The following is a 16,402-nucleotide window of genomic DNA, read 5'->3' as shown; positions in this document are numbered from 1 at the left end:
ATTTTAACTTGCAAGGGCAACGAGGTGGAAGATGGCGACGATCCCGGTGAGCTTGTTTCTCATTGGCTGGTAATCCGCAGGGCTATTTTCTTTTTCCACTTCGCGTATTTTTTTCTCGGCAAACCAAATGGCGACAAAGCCAAACAGCAACACTAATATTGTCCAGACATAACTGTCTGGTGAGTGCAGTAAAACGCCCCATGCAATTAGGGCGAAGAGGTTACTGAGCAACAGGGCATTGCGGCTGAGGCTGGTTTTCATGTGGTCAATGGCATTTCCCCATAAAATACCAGAAAGAAAACTGAGGATAACTGCACTGTAGGCAATAAACACCTTGTGGGCACTGAGTCCGAATAAGGTTTTGTCAGCCCATATGCAGATAAGGCTAAGTGCAAAAGGTACCAAGCCTAGATAGGCAAGGCGGGTCATTATTTGATTGGGACTTGAAGTCATTAGCGCATTCCCTATTAACAGGCTATTGAAAAAGCATAGTTGAAGAAAATGCGGTCAGATTATCTGATTTGGTCAGGAGCTATGGTGTTGCCTTGCTTTGATACCGTCGGAGCGCTTGGCTCCATAGCGGGACATAGAAATGGCAAATGCGGTACAGCAGATAACCGGTTGCCGAAAGCCCTGATAAGGATGCATTGAGGTGGATGGAAAGGCCAGCTGCTAGGCCGATGAGCATTACGACCAGTGAAAGCAAAATTGAACGCCAGACATTTTCGACGAGATAGGTGGCCCATTGGCTGAAATTGGTATTTCTTAGCTTAAAGCGTAAAAACAGCAGGACAGCGAGATACAATGCAGGGATCAAACTGACTAATGGCACTGGCCAACCGTGGTATAGGGTAAACCCAACCAGCAGTTTGCCCGAAACAGCATAGGTGAGTGCCAGAGAATGGATAAATTCAAATGGTAGCAGGCTGGCAATAGTAAATAAGCAAAGACCGATAGCGTAAACCACTGAACCAGAGAACAAGATGAAATAAACCGGTAAGCCAATGGCGAGGTGTGCTAAAGGTGCAAGTGTCATTGTATGCATTAGCCATTTTAGCCAAGAAGCATGATTATCCATAACCAACTCCATATACCTTAAGGGGATTGGGTTGCGCGTCTATCATCTAATGAATCAGTGAATGTTGCAACTACATGTATATCCTTCTTTGATGGAAATCATGATGCTAGCTATCTACAGGGGTCTATATAATCTTTCGGGTCGATTGTGTTGTTAAGGCATGACATGAAGGCCTGAGAAGCATTACTATAACTCTGTTGTTACTACTGTTGAGATTAAAAATGAGAAAGCTTTCTCTTACTTCATGCGTTTTCGTTTTGTTGTCATCCTGGCCTGTATTTTCATCGACTTTGCCGGCACCGGTTGCCTTTCAGTCGGTACCTGAAATTATGGTGCAATTTGAAGATGCTTTAGAATACCGCAAGAAAGCCGTTACTTTAGGGCGCCTACCGCATAAAGTTGAAATGGGGAAAGCGTTCCCAACTTATGTTGCCAGTGAGGATGGAAAGCCAGTCCTGGAAACAGAGAATACGATAACCGGCGAGGTCGTTATTGCCCGTAATCCATCGCCAGTTGTTGGTGCGGTTTATAATGAGTGGTTAGTGCCGACAGACGCCTGGATGACTACATATGGTGAACTACCCATGTTTGATACCTTTATGCCATTTAAACGGGTCAAAAGTATCAAGGCGATCCCCATTACTGAAGATATCTTGAGTCTACTAGGTAGCCTTGATGGTGAAACCGCCGTTATTGAGGTTGAATGGAATGACGCAGGAATGAAAGTTTACAGGGAAGGGTATCTGACGGATGGCGGTTACGGTATTGCACCGGAAGAAATGCAGCGAACCTATGAGAAAGTAGAACAATAAACCAGTAAAATTGCCCCTCGGGTGTTAATCAATGCACTCACTTCGGTGTTATATCACCAAGGAATAGATTGGGTATTTAAATTGGTTATGTTTCTTGAACTGCATGCATTGATGAGGCTCTGCCCCTTTTATCTTGAAGGTGTCAGTAATATACGCTGAATAATCAGGATACTAAAACGCTTTGTTATGAAAGTAACAAAGCGTTTTTTGTATCTAAGGCATAATTTATTCGACGGAAATCACAATAAAGCGTACTTGAGATGATTATTAGTTTTATCTTGGTGATAAGGGAGTCGAATAATAATTATTAATAGAATGGTGTAATAGTATTTATATTGTTTTCAGGTGTTCTCTAATGTACTTTATTTTTGATTTTGACGCTTAGTCAAAAATTTACTTATATTTAAAGTGGGGATATAAATGGACGTTTTATTTAAAGAATCAGTGATTGAAGTTATTGCAGAAGTATTAGAATTAGAACTCGATGAAGTCGGTTTTGATGATGCTCTCGTTGATGACTTAGGGGCTGATTCACTCGATATCGTTGATCTTTCTTTTTCATTAGGTAAAGCGTTTAAAGTTCAAATGCCTCAGAAAAGTGTTATCGCATATGCTTTAGAGGTTGTGGGTGAAGAGGGTGTTTTTGTTATTAATGAACGCCTTACTGAGCAAGGTGCACAGTTATTACAACAAAGCCCATTTAAGTACTCAGTCGATAATGTCTATGAAGGCGTTAGCCTGACTGATGTATATGTATCAACGACAGTATTGAATTGGACCAATGTTTGCTTCGCCATAAAAGAGAGTGGCCTTGTTGGTGAGGAACTGATTAAGCGGTATGTATCTACTTTTTGTGAAAAATTAAAAGCTGCTGTTTAATAGAAACTGAAGGGTTATCATGGAAACTGTTGCCGTTACAGGGATCGGGGTTGTAACCGGAGATCACCAAAACCCGGAAGGTCAATTTTTATCGTTATATAATGGAGGGTCAACAATAAAAAAAGACATACGACTTTCTCAATTGGGTATCGATAATATTGTTAGCTCACCAATACCTTCCTCTGTTATTAATATGCTTAAAAAAAAGCACCACATTGATAGTGGTAATGGCTATGAAGGGAATTGTATAGCTTTTGATGCGGTTACGCAGGCGGTTAATTCTGCAGGATTAGACGATGTTAGTATAAATAAATCCGGTTTGTTTTTTGGGATAAATAAAATATTTCCTGATGAACAAGATTTAAATACTTTGTGGGATGTCTATCAAGGAAAAAGTATTTCTGATGCCGATATGTCAAAGGTTTTGCAACGACTTGAATGTCTTAATCCTGACCAAGTGTCCGAATATATTACATCTCGGTTGAATATCGATGGGCCGAGTTTAGTTTTTGGTGATGCGTGTGCAGCTGGTGCTGCGGCAATAACGTCAGGCTACCGGAGAATTCAACAAGGCCAGTTAAACATCGCTATTTGTGGTGCAACGGAATTTGGTACTCAGCCTATTATGCAGTTGCTATTTACTAAGCTCGGGGCAACCAGCAATAACGTATTTCCAACTCCAGAGCAGACTTCAAGGCCGTTTGATAAAGAGCGTGCTGGTTGTGTATTGGCCGATGCTGCTGCATTTCTGGTGCTGGAAAATGCTGAGCATGCTAGACGCCGAGGGAAGCAAGCACTAGCGTATATTCGCGGAGCCTCTCGTCAAATCGAATCTTTTAAACTGACCTCAACAAATCCTGATGGCAGTTTGTACCGGGATTGTATTGAGAATGCGCTGGCAGATGCAAAGCTGTCGCCCGACGCCATCGATCATATTAATGCCCATGGCACATCCACAGTGAGTAATGATCAAGCGGAGTCTCGTGCTATAGCTAGCTTGTTTCCAGCTTCAACGTCAGTGACATCGACAAAATCAGCCCTTGGACATTCGTTGGCAGCCAGCGGAGCCATCGAAGCGGTGATGTCAGTTTTATGTATTGCTAGGCAGCAGGTGCTCCCGACGCTTAATTTTACCGAATCTAAGCCTGATGAGCCTAATTTGAACATAGTGAAACAAGGAAGCCACCAAGTCATAAGCCATATTTTGAGTAACTCCTTTGGATTTGGTGGGGAAAACTGCTGCTTAATTTTTTCAAAGGAGAGTCCGTAGATGCCCGTTTACTTAAGACAGGGACAGCAACGACTACCTAAAGATATGGGATGGGACGTTTTTTTTTCGCAAGCTCCTTTACCTGTTACAGCTATCGATAATACATCCAGCTTGGGGCTAGCGAGCAAGGCCGGTTATTTGAGTGATACGGATCTTAAACAAGTCGGTGTTTCCCGCATTGTCCGCAAGACTTCAGAGAAACAATCTCGTTGGGTGATCGAGAACAGTGTTAACAGCTGGCGAATGCTTTTGGGTGAGCAATTAGCGGATGAAAAGACTGGATTATTCCTAGGGCTGGGCACGGTTGATTGTGATGATGATGGCGAGCAAATTTCTTTTCAAGGTGATTACGCTGAACTGGCTAGGGAAGGGCTGTCACAAATTAAACCACTGTCCGGCCTTACACTGTTAAATTCAACCACGGCTAGCCATATTGCTGAGTTGTTGCAAATAACTGGCGTCAATGGTGTGTATTCGCCTCATGCAGATGCTGGCGGAAATGCCATTGTTGAGGCTTATTACAACCTTTCTGAAAACCAGTGTGAAATTGCACTGGTTTCTGGAGGGAGTCCAAAAATAACTCCTTGGTATTTCTTGGCCTACCAGTCGATACTGAAGGGCTTTTCTGGCCAGTATTGGTTCCCAACTGAAGCTGTGGCGACGGCTTTACTCAGCAAGAATTCACAATCTTCTGAAGGGTGTTTGCTGTGTGTCCAGCGTGGATTTAGCGCTGACTTTCAAGTTAATAATCATTCACTTGATCATATTTCATTACATTTATCACAAAGTCAGGATGCTCTACTTTTTGAAAGTCCGCTGCAAGTTATTCACGTAGGTCTTCCTGAAATAGCGCAAAAAACAATCTCATCATTCAACCGCTTCTTCCCGGGTTCTCATCATTTATTGCTAGACAAACTAATCGGTACCTCAGGGCCTGCCAGTGCCATCGTTGGAGTGAATCTGGCGCTGGAAATCTTTAAACGGCAAGTGATGCTGAGTAACGATAAAAGCCAACTCAAGACGTTTAGCTGTGAGTCAACTAATTGCCGGCATGTATTGGTGGCCTGTTATGGCCTACAGGGGCAGCAAGTGTATTTTTTGGTTGGTGATGCCGCCGTTGGAAAAGTGCTCGGTGGTGAGAAGGAAGGATCCAAGCATGATTAATCACAAAGTAGTGATCACCGGGATGGGTGTGATCAGTTGCTATGGCTATCAGTTGGCTGATTTTTGGCTGGCGATTTCTCAAGGTCAGAGTGGGATCACGAAATGGCCTAGTGTCGAGGGAACGGAGTTTCCTGTTCATTATGCTGCGTCAGTTGATACTGGCGATGTGCTAAAGGCGTTCCCTGAATGGCAAGCGTATGCTGAACCGCTAGAGCGGCGCGTGTTGTTTGGGGCGTTAGCTGCACAGCAAGCGTTAGCCGATGCTGATATTCAGTGCAGTGACGGTATTGGGGTGTTTAGTTGTAGTGGAGTACCGGAAATCAATGACACCGAGCTGATCCAATTCAATCAGCAAGGTATCCAAGCCATATCGCAACACGGCATTAGTGCGCAAGCTAATGAGTTTTCGGCGCTTCGAAGTAGTAATGACAATATCAGTGTCCAAATTGCCCAGCAATGCGGGACAACGGGACCGGTCGTGAATATTAATGGTGCGTGTGCCGGTGCGGCGCAGGCGATAGGCGCAGCTTTCAAGGCCATCCGACGCGGGGAAATTCAGCTGGCATTGGCTGGCGGGGCCGATTCGGTATTGAATGCCCGCACTATGTCTGGGTTGTTCCTGCTTGGAGCTACAGCCACTGGCAGCCATCGGGGAAGCAAACTTTGTTGTCCTTTTGATAGTGATCGTGGTGGCCTCGTTGCAGGGGAAGGCGGGGCTTATCTGGTGCTGGAAAGCGAAGTCTCAGCCAAGGCCCGCGGCGCTCGGATATATGCGGAGGTACAAGGCTATGGAAGTTCGATGGATGCCTATAAAGTCACGGCTCCGCGGCCTGATGGCAAAGGGGCACAGGCGGCAATGGCAAATGCATTGTCAGATGCAGGATTGGGCCCTGACGAAATTGATTATGTAAATGCTCATGGCACCTCAACGCCGCTCAACGACAAAATTGAAACTGCGGCAATAAAAGCGCTATTCGGCCAGGTCGACACTACCGAAGTCGAGGTTCCGTCTTTTCCTTTGGTTTCTTCCACCAAGTCGATGATTGGGCATTGGATTTCGGCTGCGGCTGCGCCGGAGGCAGTCGCGACTATTTTGGCGATATACCATGGTCTTGTACCTCCAACGATCAATCTGCACTCACCGGATCCCCTGTGCGATCTTGATTATGTTCCTGATGTGGCAAGACCATCTCCCCTGGCGCATTGCCTGTCTAATTCATTCGGCTTTGGCGGCATAAACTCCTGTTTGGTATTTGGTACTTATAATGAATAAATCTGCAATTGCTATTACAGGCGTCGGTATAGTGCTTCCCGAATCAGAGCCAATATCTGATGGAAAGGAGCTGACTGAATCGTCTCTAATTCCAAGAAAGTTACGGCGTTTTGCGGCCCGATCGATTCCCGCTTCGGTAAGTGCGTGCCAATTGGCCGTTGAGATGAGCGCTCTCGGTGAAGATAATCTGCGCGAAAAGGCCACCTTGTACACCTCACAAAGTGGTTATCAACATCCCGACTTTGACGACTTTATTGACGCTCTGAAGGGCTGGGACCAGTACGGAGATACATCCTTGATTGCAACATTATGGAAGTCTCGCCAAGTCAATCCTTTCTTAATCACCCGGGCTCTGAGTAATAACGTGGTCGGTTTAATTAGCCAAGTATGGCAGTTGAAAAATGACGGAGTGGCATTTATCCGTGATCAAGCCGGATCCGCCGCGGCCTTGGACGAAGCGTGCTTCCAGTTGCGGGGAGGATATGCGGATGTGGCCATGGTGGTGATGTCGGGTTGTGCTGAAGATTGCTATTCGGCGGTTGCTGAGCAGAAGCCTTTTCCCCGCCATGATGAAAACTGCGGCGCTGCAGTATTAATTCTTGAGTCTGAAAAACATGCCACCCAACGGGGTGCAATTGTACAGGCGTGGCTTGATAACTATTTCTTGAATGCAGCGCAAACAGATTGTCAGCTTGAGGGAGCGAAATTTTGTGAACAGAAAGGACTGGAGTGGGCTGGTATTGTGATGACAGTAGCACAGAGCATACAGCACTTGGCCTCTGATCATTTTCAAGGTTCATGGGCTGTTGAGTCAAGCAGTGGTAACAAACGTAAAGCGCTGGCAATACTTAAAAGGGATGTCGAATGAACCACTATTTACAATACTGCAAGCCATCATTGTCTAGTGCTTTGAGCAGTATCGGGTTGGATAAAACTTACCACCGTGCCCAAGGTCAGTATTTATATTATTCAGATAATCAAGGTAACGAAAAGGTGGTGCTGGATTTACTGGGCGGATACGGTGCAGTGCTGCTTGGCCACAATGACTCGGCTTTAAAGAAGCAGGCTATAGAGCTACTACAAAGTGATATACCCATGCATCACCAATTTTCAATCCGCAATGGTGCTGGAGCATTAGCTGAAAAACTACAGCCCATACTGAAAAAAGAAACCGGATGGAAAGAAACATTCCGCTGTGCTTTTACCTCAACGGGGGCTGAAAGTGTCGAGATTGCAATCAAACACAGTGAAATGAGTCGCGGTCACAAACTGGATCTACTTTTGCAACAGTCCGAGAGGGGATTGGAGCAAGTCACGCAGGCATGGAGGGTAGACCCTGATTTGTCATTGTCGCTTTCTGAGACACAAGTGCAGTCCTACCCTGAATTAGCTGGCGATTCCATTGATGCTATGTTCGACTACATCAGAGAGCACAATGCGGCTTTATTACAGCAACCGCCTGTATTTATTGCCTTGAACCATGCCTTCCACGGCAAGCTTACCACCTCAATCCAACTGACACACGGAAGTATGTACCGAGAACCTTTCCGTCGCTTGGGCTTGCGGACTGAGTTTGTCTCCATCTCTCAGTTAGATGCGCTGTGCAATGGTGACGCGCCTTGGTTGGAGCAACCGGTGCTGTTGATACCCAAGAAAGCCAAAAGAGGTTGGGTTATCGAACAGGTTACCGTTCCCACAGTTGCAGCTGTTTTGGTTGAGCCGGTACAGGGAGAGGGGGGGGTATATGTCCTGACTGAAGCTGATGCAAAAGTATTACATCGGGTGAGGGACACCCTAGATTGCCCACTGATTGCCGATGAGGTGCAGTCAGGAAGCGGTCGTTGTGGTTCATTTCTTGCGGGGAGCCAAATTGGTTTAAAACCTGATTATGTCGCGCTTTCAAAGGCACTGGGCGCTGGGATATCTAAGCTTGGGGTCGTCGCCATTCGATCGGGTCAATATGTCGATGGTTTTGATATTTTGCAAAGCTCTACGTTTGCCGAAGATGAAATGTCCTGTCAGCTGGCCGCGGCTTATCTAGATCGTCTAGCGGAAGGTGAGGGCCATGTACTATCAACGGTCCGTGTGTTGGGGGAGACACTGCTTGCGGAATTGAAGGGGTTGCATCAGGACTACCCCGATGTGATTAAGGATATTCGTGGTAAAGGGTTATTGCTCGGTATCGAATTCCAGCCTCAGGACAATGCAGCTGCACATTTAATCAGGACATCAGCCTATCAAGGAGCCTTGGGGTACCTGTTAACCGGACATTTACTGAACGAGTATGGGATCAGGGTTGCCCCTCCGGCCAGTGCTGGCAGTGTGATCCGGATAGAGCCAACCATCTTGTTGAACCAGCAACATATAGAGGAGCTTATGTATGCTCTTGATCGTGTGTGTTTAGCACTGAGATATCAAGATACGGGCTACTTAACGCATTTTCTGGTCCATGAAGAGCCACATCCTACACGTGAGCCGCAGGACTTCCGTGCTTGGTATGACTCACTTGGGCTTGATGCCGATTATTCACAGCCAGCCGATAGTAAGGTGGCCTTTGTTAATCACCTGATTTCCAGTGATTGGTTGCGACAAGTGGATGCGTCCTTGAAACATTGGTCAGATGAACAGTGTGATGAGTTGGTAAGGCGTTTTGCTTTTGATAAGCGAGTCGCCCCTTTTGCGCCGGTAAGGATGCGCTCAGCTCAAGGCCAGAGCGTGGATTTCGTTTTATATCCGATTAATGCTACCTCTCAGCAAATCAGTGAACAGCTTGAAGATAATCAATTAGAACCTCTACGTGCGGCAATTGACGAGAGGTTGGCGGCAGCGAAGGCTGATGGTTGCACCCATGCAGGACTCGGGATGTTTACGTCCATTGTGATGAACAACGGAAAAGCAGCGCAGACGGCTGGTATCTCCCTGACCACAGGGAATGCACTGACCATCGCAATGGCCCATGAAGCGTTACTCAATGCTGCCGAACAGCGAGGAACCCCACTTATCTCTGCGGCGGTTATTGGTGCAGCAGGCAATATCGGTTCGGTTTACAGTCTGCTCGCGGCAGAGCACTGCCAGCAATTGATCTTGGTAGGCAGTGGTCGGCAAGGATCGGTGAAGCGTCTTCAGAAAGTTGCTTACCAAGTTTATCAAGCTGAATGGGAAAGCCTATTCGCGTCAGAGCTGACAGCGGTAGGTATCGCCTCAGTATTACAGCCACATCAAGAAGCGATTAGTGCAAGGCTGCAAGACTCGCCAGCTAAAGCGGTTGGCGAGGTCATTTTTGCGTGGTGTCAGCAGCATTTATCCAATGCCCCTGTTTTGGTATCAACCGATCTTGGCGTCATCACCAAAGCCGATACTGTTATCTGTGCCTCAAATGCATCCGATGCCTTTATTGATATAAGCACAATTCAGCAAAACGCGATCGTTTGTGATATTGCAGTTCCGCATAACCTCTCTGATGACGCTTTAGCTGCACGTCAGGATATACGTTGTATCCGAGGCGGGATCGTACAAACTCCTCAAAATGAGAGCTTGGATCCAAGAGTGAGGGCTTACCTTGGTGAAGGTCAGATCTATGCCTGTATGGCAGAGACCGTAGTGCTTGGCATGGAGCAGTATCCTACTCATTACTCCTATGGAAACTTAACGAAAGCACAAGTTAAGTGGATCGCGCAGCGAGCGCGTGGGCACGGTATGACGTTGGGCACTGTCAAGGTAACGGAGTCGATGTAATGATATGGAATAAAAGCAATGCAAGACCGGTTGCATTGATTACTGGGGCGACGCGTGGAATTGGGCGCAGTATTGCCTTGGCGTTTGCCAGCAAGGGCTATGATATTGCCTTTTGTTACCGAAGTAACCAGGTGGATGCAATCTCATTGATGGCGGAAGTCGAAGCAGGTGGTGGCCGGGTGCTTGCCCGCCAACTAGATGTCAGTGACGAACCTGCCGTAAAAGCACTCTTTGGTGAGATAGAGCAGCAGTTTGGCCGGCTGGATGTGCTGGTCAACAATGCTGGTCAGACTCGGGATGGTCTCTTGGTCAGTATGGAAAAGTCAGATATGGATGATGTGCTGGCAACCAATGTCGTTGGCCCCATGCTGTTTTGCCGCGAGGCCGTCAAGTTGATGCTGCCAGCGCGCAGCGGAAATATCGTAAATTTGTCGTCCATCACAGCGGCTAAGGCGAATAAAGGGCAAACCAATTACGCCGCTTCAAAGGGAGCGGTAGAAGCGTTGACCCGGGCACTGGCAGTAGAAGTTGGCAAAAAAGGTATCCGAGTCAATGCAGTTGCACCAGGAGTGATCAAAACAGAGATGGCCGGTGAGTTGCTGGGCAATTTTGAGAAGCAATTGAAGCAGCGCTTGCTCGCCAAGAAGTTCGGTGAGCCGAATGACATTGCCGAAGCGGTATTGTTTTTAGCCAGGCCCGACAACCACTACATCACAGGTCAGGTACTGACTGTTGATGGTGGGATAATACTGGGTTAGCAGGGGAAAATGATGAAAGGGAAAGTTGTCATTACAGGGGCGGCAAGTGGAATCGGAGCCGCAGTACTAAAGTCGGAGCTAAGGCTGGCTGAACGCCAGATAGTAGCCATTGATATAGACCAACCGGCATTTGAAGCGATCAAGCAGTCGTTGACTCCAAATGAGAGGAGTCGTGTTACCTTCTGCTGTCTGGATCTTGCCGATAATCAGGCCATGACGGCAGCGGTCTCTGGCTTTTGTCATGTCGGGGAAGGGGTCGACAAGGTAGTGATCAGTCACGCTCTGAGCAATGAAAACCAAATTGGCCAACAATCGGTTTGGGACAGGGTATTGGATGTGAACCTACATGCCACTCAACGTCTGCTTGCGGCTTTGGAGCCCCATATCAATGCCGGTGGTCGGGTGGTGATCTTGTCTTCGGTACTTGGTAGAGCAGGCAAGGTGGCGAATTCAGCTTATTGTGTATCGAAACACGGTTTGCTGGGGTTGGTCAAGAGTTTGGCATTGGATTGGGCATCGAGGAAAATTACCGTCAATGCAGTGATGCCCTGCTGGGTGGATACGCCAATGCTGAGACGTGAACTTGCCCCCCAAGCCGATGTGCTCGGGATCTCGGTTGATCGTATGATCCGCCAGATCAAAAAGCGTATTCCCTTGAGACAATTGATCAAGGATTCCGATGTCGCCGAAACCGTTGCATTTTTGACGTCGCCAGCAGCGGCTATGATCACGGCACAGGGTATAGTCATCGACGGAGGCTTTGGATGTGGCGTGTAGTTGCCTTTTCCGGCTTGTTTATCGGTTCGATGGTTGCCTTTAAAGCACAAGCCAGTGATTGGTACGTTGAACCTCGGTTATCGGTTGCGGCTTCATCACGTTTGCATGGCAGTGAAACATTGACCTCTCAGGTTAATGCTGCTGGGTTGAAGTTGGAGCATTATGGTGATGACCTGTCGTTCAACTTCGATGGAGAGCTGCAATATGACGCCGTGTTTGACTGGACCGATCAATATAGCCGTGAAGCCCGTGACGAATACGGGACTCGTGTATGGTTAGACGAAGCCTACCTGTCGTGGCTGTGGGCCGACTGGTCGTTTTATTTGGGCTATCAAAAAGTTGTTTGGGGAGAAGCGGATGATCTTAGGGTAACAGATGTTGTCAACCCATTAGATCTCAAGGACTTTGTGCTTTTTGATATTGATGACTACCGGATCAGCCAACCGATGCTGCGCACTGAGTCTACCTTTGGTGAATGGGATGTAGAGTTACTGTGGCTATTCGATTTCGAGCCTAACCAATTAGCCGCAAGCGGTAGTGAATTTGCGATGCCGGCCTTAGATGGCGTGCCGTTTGATGAACCCAGTGGTAGTGAGTTTGGTTTTCGTTTCACAACTATCTTGTTTGATGCTGATACTAGTTTCTATGGTTTTTCTGGTTATCAGGATGACCCTGTATTTATTGCCGGTCAGCAACAGGTGATAGGCAAATATTACGATCAACACATGCTGGGCAATAGCCTGTCATTTTCGGCGGGCGACTTTATTCTACGTACCGAGTTAGCGTGGTTTTACCAGCAAAGTTACGGAACCACGTCTTTTCATCGAGAAAAACACAATACGACCCAAGGACTGCTCGGTATTGACTACCTCTACCGTGATTGGTTGATAACAGGCCAAGTGTCGGATAGGTATATCAGCGGTTGGTCGAATAGGTTAGCCGTACCAGAGTCAGACACGCTGGTTACCCTTTCGGCGGAAGGGAATTTAATGGAAAGCAAACTGACGGCAAGGCTTGCCGCAACCTATGCTGACGCCAGCGGTGGTGGCGGATTATACCAAATGAAGTTGGCTTATATTCCGACTAGCTCCTTGAAGCTGCAATTGAATGTAGATTTATTGAACGGTAATGAAAATAACTTCTTTGGACAATATAAAAACAACGACAGGGTCTGGGTGTCGACAACATATTATTTGTAAGGTAAAAACATGAAAAAGGGAATTGTTGCAGCGTTACTATTTAGTTCATTCCTATCTTATGCAAGTCCTGATGCTGACAGTATATTAACGGCTGTTCGCGATCGAGATGACGGACAATCATATGTATCAGATGTTGAACTTAATTTAATAAATTCTGATGGTAATGTCAGAGCTAGAAATATGTATATGCTGCAAAAAGATACTAATGACAAGGAAATGACATATATCTATTTCTATGACTCTGTCGATGTTCGGGGCGTTAGTTTTCTGATGTACACCTATCAAGAGCAAACAGGCAGTGCGGATGACCAGTGGTTGTACTTACCTGCCTTTAGAAAAATTCGTCGGATAGGTTCGAATGACAAGCGTGGCTCATTTATGGGCAGCACCTTCTCCTATTATGACCTAGATAAAATCCGTGTAGGGGATTACCAATCGACAGTTGTCGGTGAGGAAACCATTGATGGAAGAGATACTTGGGTTATCGAGCAAATTCCGTCATCACAAGAAGTCATCAATAAAACGGGTTATTACAAAGTGACACGTTGGGTAGACAAAGAGAGAGAGATTTTTGTTCGCAGTGATTATTTCGACGCCAAAGATGTGTTATTTAAGCGTCAGGAAGCCATTGAAGTAGAGGCTATTCAAGGGATCTGGACAGTTACTAATGCAAAAACATCAAATTTCGTCAACAACACATCATCTGAGATGATATTTAATAAATTAGAATACAACGTTGGTTTGGATAATAAAAAGTTCAGTAAGCGGGCTTTAAAAAATGGACTGAAAATATCTTCGGTTGCCGAAGTTATTCAGGGAGATGAAGGTTAAGTCATGAATGAATACATAAATTTCGTGTCCAAGTATGCAAAATCAATTATATTTTTATTGGTTTTGATTACAGGTTACTTTACTTATCATATAGGGTATCTGACTGAGGACAGCAACCCTTATTTATTACAGGAAAGCCATCCAGCAAGAAGCAGTTTGCTGGATATGCGTGAAGAATTCACGGGTACGTATGACTCTATTCTCATCGCGCTCTACAACAAAGAGTCTATTTTTAATCAACAAAGCCTCAATGCCATTTTTAACCTGACTCAGGCGGCCCGCAAAATCATGTTGGCTGATCAATCGGATATAGATCGGCTAGCCTTGCTGCAAGAAAGCTATGCACAGCATGCTGAGTTGAATACATTAATTACCGGCGTGTTGGCGCAGGGGCTTGAGCAGAATGATGCAGCAGCAGTCAGGCAGTTCGTTGCAGAAGGACATGGCCAGGAATTGGCTGCCGCGGATTTGAAATATCTCCGGGTATTAGCTGAACGTTTGGATCCTGTTCGTGAAATGGCCGGTATGTCAGCAACAGAGAATGTTTTCCTTGAGCAGGACGGTACGCTTCGCGCAAGTATTACCTTGAACCAGAATGATAGCGACCCGAGCATTATTCAGAAAGCGATCATGAAAAATGAGCTAATGGATATGGGGGTTGTTGATAAATCAGGCCATGTTGGGCTGGTGGTCATTGAAGTTAGTGTGCTTCAGGATGACGCGGAGGGGCAGCTCAGGGCATATGATACTATTAGCCATCTGGTTGATGAATACAAAGTGGCTAATCCTCAGCTGAAAGACGAGGTCTTTATTGGCGGCGTGCCTGTATTCTTTGCCGAGCAAAAGAAAATAATGGACCGTGACTTAGGCACCTTACTGCCTGTGGTCATTGTGCTGATTGCTCTCATCCTCGTGGCATTCTTTCGTTCGGGGCTCGGGGTGGCCATCCCTATGGTCAATGTTGTCATGTGTACCATTTGGACTATGGGCGCGATGGCGTTAGCCGGTATTCCTGTTGACTTGATCACCAGTGTCTTGCCTGTTTTCTTAATCACGATTTGTTCTTCAGATGCGATTCATGTCATGGCGGAGTATTACCATCAGCGCCGACAGGAGCAGTCGAACCGGCAGGCGGTAGTGGTTACTATGCGGTTGATGACGGCACCAGTTGTACTGACGACAATTACCACTTGTTTTACCTTTATTATTTCAACCACAACGAGCATCAGCAACTTGCAGAACTTCGGCATTAGTATGTCATTTGGTATGTTCGTAGCGATGATTATTTCATTGCTGTTGATTCCTGCATGGCTATCGCTGTTGAACCCGAAGAAAGCAGCTAAAAAGCAAGATAACAAGTCCGGTGAGTCATATCTCATCAGCCGCTGTCTGATTGCTATTTTTAAACCGGTTATTGCATACCGCGCCCGATTTATGGTGCTAACCACCCTAGTCATGTCGGGGCTGGTGGTATTGGCACTGCAGGTCAAGGTGGATGATATGGGCAGTGGCTATTTTGCCTCTGACAATGAATTCCGTGTCGCGGATGATTTTATTAACAGTAATGTGGCTGGTACCAGCCCGGGCTGGATCGAAATTGATACCGGAAAGCCCGGCGCTGCGCTCGATTATGACACCATCATGTTTATCGACAAGCTGGAGAAATTCATTCACCAGCAGGCGAATATCACGTTTAGCTACTCTGCCGCCAGATATGTGAGGCGTATGAACTTGGTGCTCAATGATATGGACCCAGAGTACGACCGTCTGCCTTATCGTGAAGAGATCTTTACTGATATCGATGAAGAGACAGGTGCGGTTGATACAGTGACAATTTCTGGGCAGGACATCATCCGTCAATCTATCTTGATGTATGAAAATGGCGGGGGCAGTGATTTGACCAATGTCCTCAATGGTGATTTTTCAAAAACCGTCATGCTCTACACTATGAACACAACGGTTGCCAGCGAGTTTCAAGGCTTCCTCGATGCGCTGACCCCTTGGTTGGAAGAAAACACTCCGGCGGGCGTCAGCTATAAGCTAGCAGGTGCCCCGATTATCTGGACAGCTGTACTTGATGAGTTGATTTCAGGTCAGATGCTCAGCATCGGATTGGCATTTTTGACTGTCGTGATCACTATGAGCCTGTGGTTGAAATCTTGGAAGATGGGGCTTGTCGGCACCTTGCCATTAGCGGCAACGGTGGTGTTCTATTACGCAACCATGGCGTTGTTTGGTATTGAGCTGAACATCGGAACGGCAATCATTTCATTCTTGATCTTGGGTATCGTCGATTATTCTGTTCACTATCTGCTCAGAACAAAACACGGTGTGGAACAGGGACTGTCTATTGATGATGCGTTGTTGCAGGCATTGTCACAATCAGGTCGGTCGATTATTGCCAATGTCTTTGTATTCAGTATCGGTTTTATTGCTCTGTTGTTCTCAGAATTTAAACCTATCATTGATTTAGGAACTTTGGTTGGCTTATCTTTGTTTATTAGCGGCATTATGTCGTTATATGTGATAACCCTGCTAGCGCCTTGGCTGATCCCAACAGACAAAGTGGTAACGGCAGAACAACCGCAGATGGTGTGATAAACCAGGCTGCGCGTTCGGTGAGAAA

14 protein-coding genes are annotated in these 16,402 nt (G+C 46.4%); 12 read left to right on the top strand and 2 right to left on the bottom strand.

Features of this window, described 5'->3' with window-relative positions:
• Positions 1-3: 3 nt before the first annotated feature.
• On the bottom strand, positions 4-453 hold the full coding sequence (locus ACVA58_RS11925; RefSeq protein ID WP_446510665.1) for a DUF3429 domain-containing protein: 450 nt from the start codon (positions 451-453) through the stop codon (positions 4-6).
• A 79-nt stretch (positions 454-532) separates the two neighbouring features.
• Positions 533-1,078 carry a hypothetical protein gene (locus ACVA58_RS11920; protein WP_446510664.1) on the bottom strand — a complete coding sequence of 182 codons (546 nt, stop codon included), beginning with the start codon at positions 1,076-1,078 and terminating at the stop codon, positions 533-535.
• 221 nt (positions 1,079-1,299) lie between these two features.
• Here ACVA58_RS11920 and ACVA58_RS11915 point away from each other — a divergent pair, with 221 nt between their 5' ends.
• From ACVA58_RS11915 to ACVA58_RS11860, 12 genes are all read left to right on the top strand, one after another.
• Complete coding sequence (locus ACVA58_RS11915; protein WP_446510663.1) at positions 1,300-1,890, top strand: hypothetical protein; 591 nt, start codon at positions 1,300-1,302, stop codon at positions 1,888-1,890.
• 420 nt (positions 1,891-2,310) lie between these two features.
• Complete coding sequence (locus tag ACVA58_RS11910) at positions 2,311-2,769, top strand: acyl carrier protein (RefSeq protein WP_446510662.1); 459 nt, start codon at positions 2,311-2,313, stop codon at positions 2,767-2,769.
• Positions 2,770-2,788: 19 nt separating this feature from the next.
• On the top strand, positions 2,789-4,039 hold the full coding sequence (locus ACVA58_RS11905) for a beta-ketoacyl-[acyl-carrier-protein] synthase family protein (RefSeq protein WP_446510661.1): 1,251 nt from the start codon (positions 2,789-2,791) through the stop codon (positions 4,037-4,039).
• A complete protein-coding gene (locus ACVA58_RS11900; RefSeq protein WP_446510660.1) occupies positions 4,040-5,203 on the top strand; it encodes a beta-ketoacyl synthase N-terminal-like domain-containing protein in 1,164 nt (387 codons plus the stop codon).
• Positions 5,196-6,476, top strand: a complete 1,281-nt coding sequence (locus tag ACVA58_RS11895; protein ID WP_446510659.1) for a beta-ketoacyl-[acyl-carrier-protein] synthase family protein — start codon at positions 5,196-5,198, stop codon at positions 6,474-6,476. Before ACVA58_RS11900 ends, ACVA58_RS11895 begins: the two co-directional genes overlap by 8 nt.
• Positions 6,469-7,344 carry a hypothetical protein gene (locus tag ACVA58_RS11890; protein ID WP_446510658.1) on the top strand — a complete coding sequence of 292 codons (876 nt, stop codon included), beginning with the start codon at positions 6,469-6,471 and terminating at the stop codon, positions 7,342-7,344. The genes ACVA58_RS11895 and ACVA58_RS11890 overlap by 8 nt, the downstream gene beginning before the upstream one ends.
• Positions 7,341-10,211: an aminotransferase class III-fold pyridoxal phosphate-dependent enzyme gene (locus tag ACVA58_RS11885; RefSeq protein WP_446510657.1), complete on the top strand. Its 2,871-nt coding sequence runs from the start codon at positions 7,341-7,343 to the stop codon at positions 10,209-10,211. The genes ACVA58_RS11890 and ACVA58_RS11885 overlap by 4 nt, the downstream gene beginning before the upstream one ends.
• Positions 10,211-10,969 (top strand): SDR family NAD(P)-dependent oxidoreductase, encoded by a 759-nt coding sequence (locus tag ACVA58_RS11880; RefSeq protein WP_446510656.1) that lies wholly within the window; start codon positions 10,211-10,213, stop codon positions 10,967-10,969. Before ACVA58_RS11885 ends, ACVA58_RS11880 begins: the two co-directional genes overlap by 1 nt.
• A gap of 9 nt (positions 10,970-10,978) precedes the next feature.
• Positions 10,979-11,746 carry an SDR family NAD(P)-dependent oxidoreductase gene (locus ACVA58_RS11875; RefSeq protein WP_446510655.1) on the top strand — a complete coding sequence of 256 codons (768 nt, stop codon included), beginning with the start codon at positions 10,979-10,981 and terminating at the stop codon, positions 11,744-11,746.
• Positions 11,734-12,945 (top strand): hypothetical protein, encoded by a 1,212-nt coding sequence (locus ACVA58_RS11870; protein ID WP_446510654.1) that lies wholly within the window; start codon positions 11,734-11,736, stop codon positions 12,943-12,945. Before ACVA58_RS11875 ends, ACVA58_RS11870 begins: the two co-directional genes overlap by 13 nt.
• A 9-nt stretch (positions 12,946-12,954) precedes the next feature.
• Positions 12,955-13,776, top strand: a complete 822-nt coding sequence (locus ACVA58_RS11865) for an outer membrane lipoprotein-sorting protein (RefSeq protein ID WP_446510653.1) — start codon at positions 12,955-12,957, stop codon at positions 13,774-13,776.
• A gap of 165 nt (positions 13,777-13,941) precedes the next feature.
• Entirely contained in the window at positions 13,942-16,374 is a 2,433-nt protein-coding gene (locus tag ACVA58_RS11860) for an efflux RND transporter permease subunit (protein WP_446510652.1), read from the top strand.
• Positions 16,375-16,402: the final 28 nt, after the last annotated feature.

The sequence above is a fragment of the Photobacterium sp. DNB22_13_2 genome, from assembly GCF_052873915.1.
This window is presented reverse-complemented; position numbering and strand designations above follow the sequence as displayed.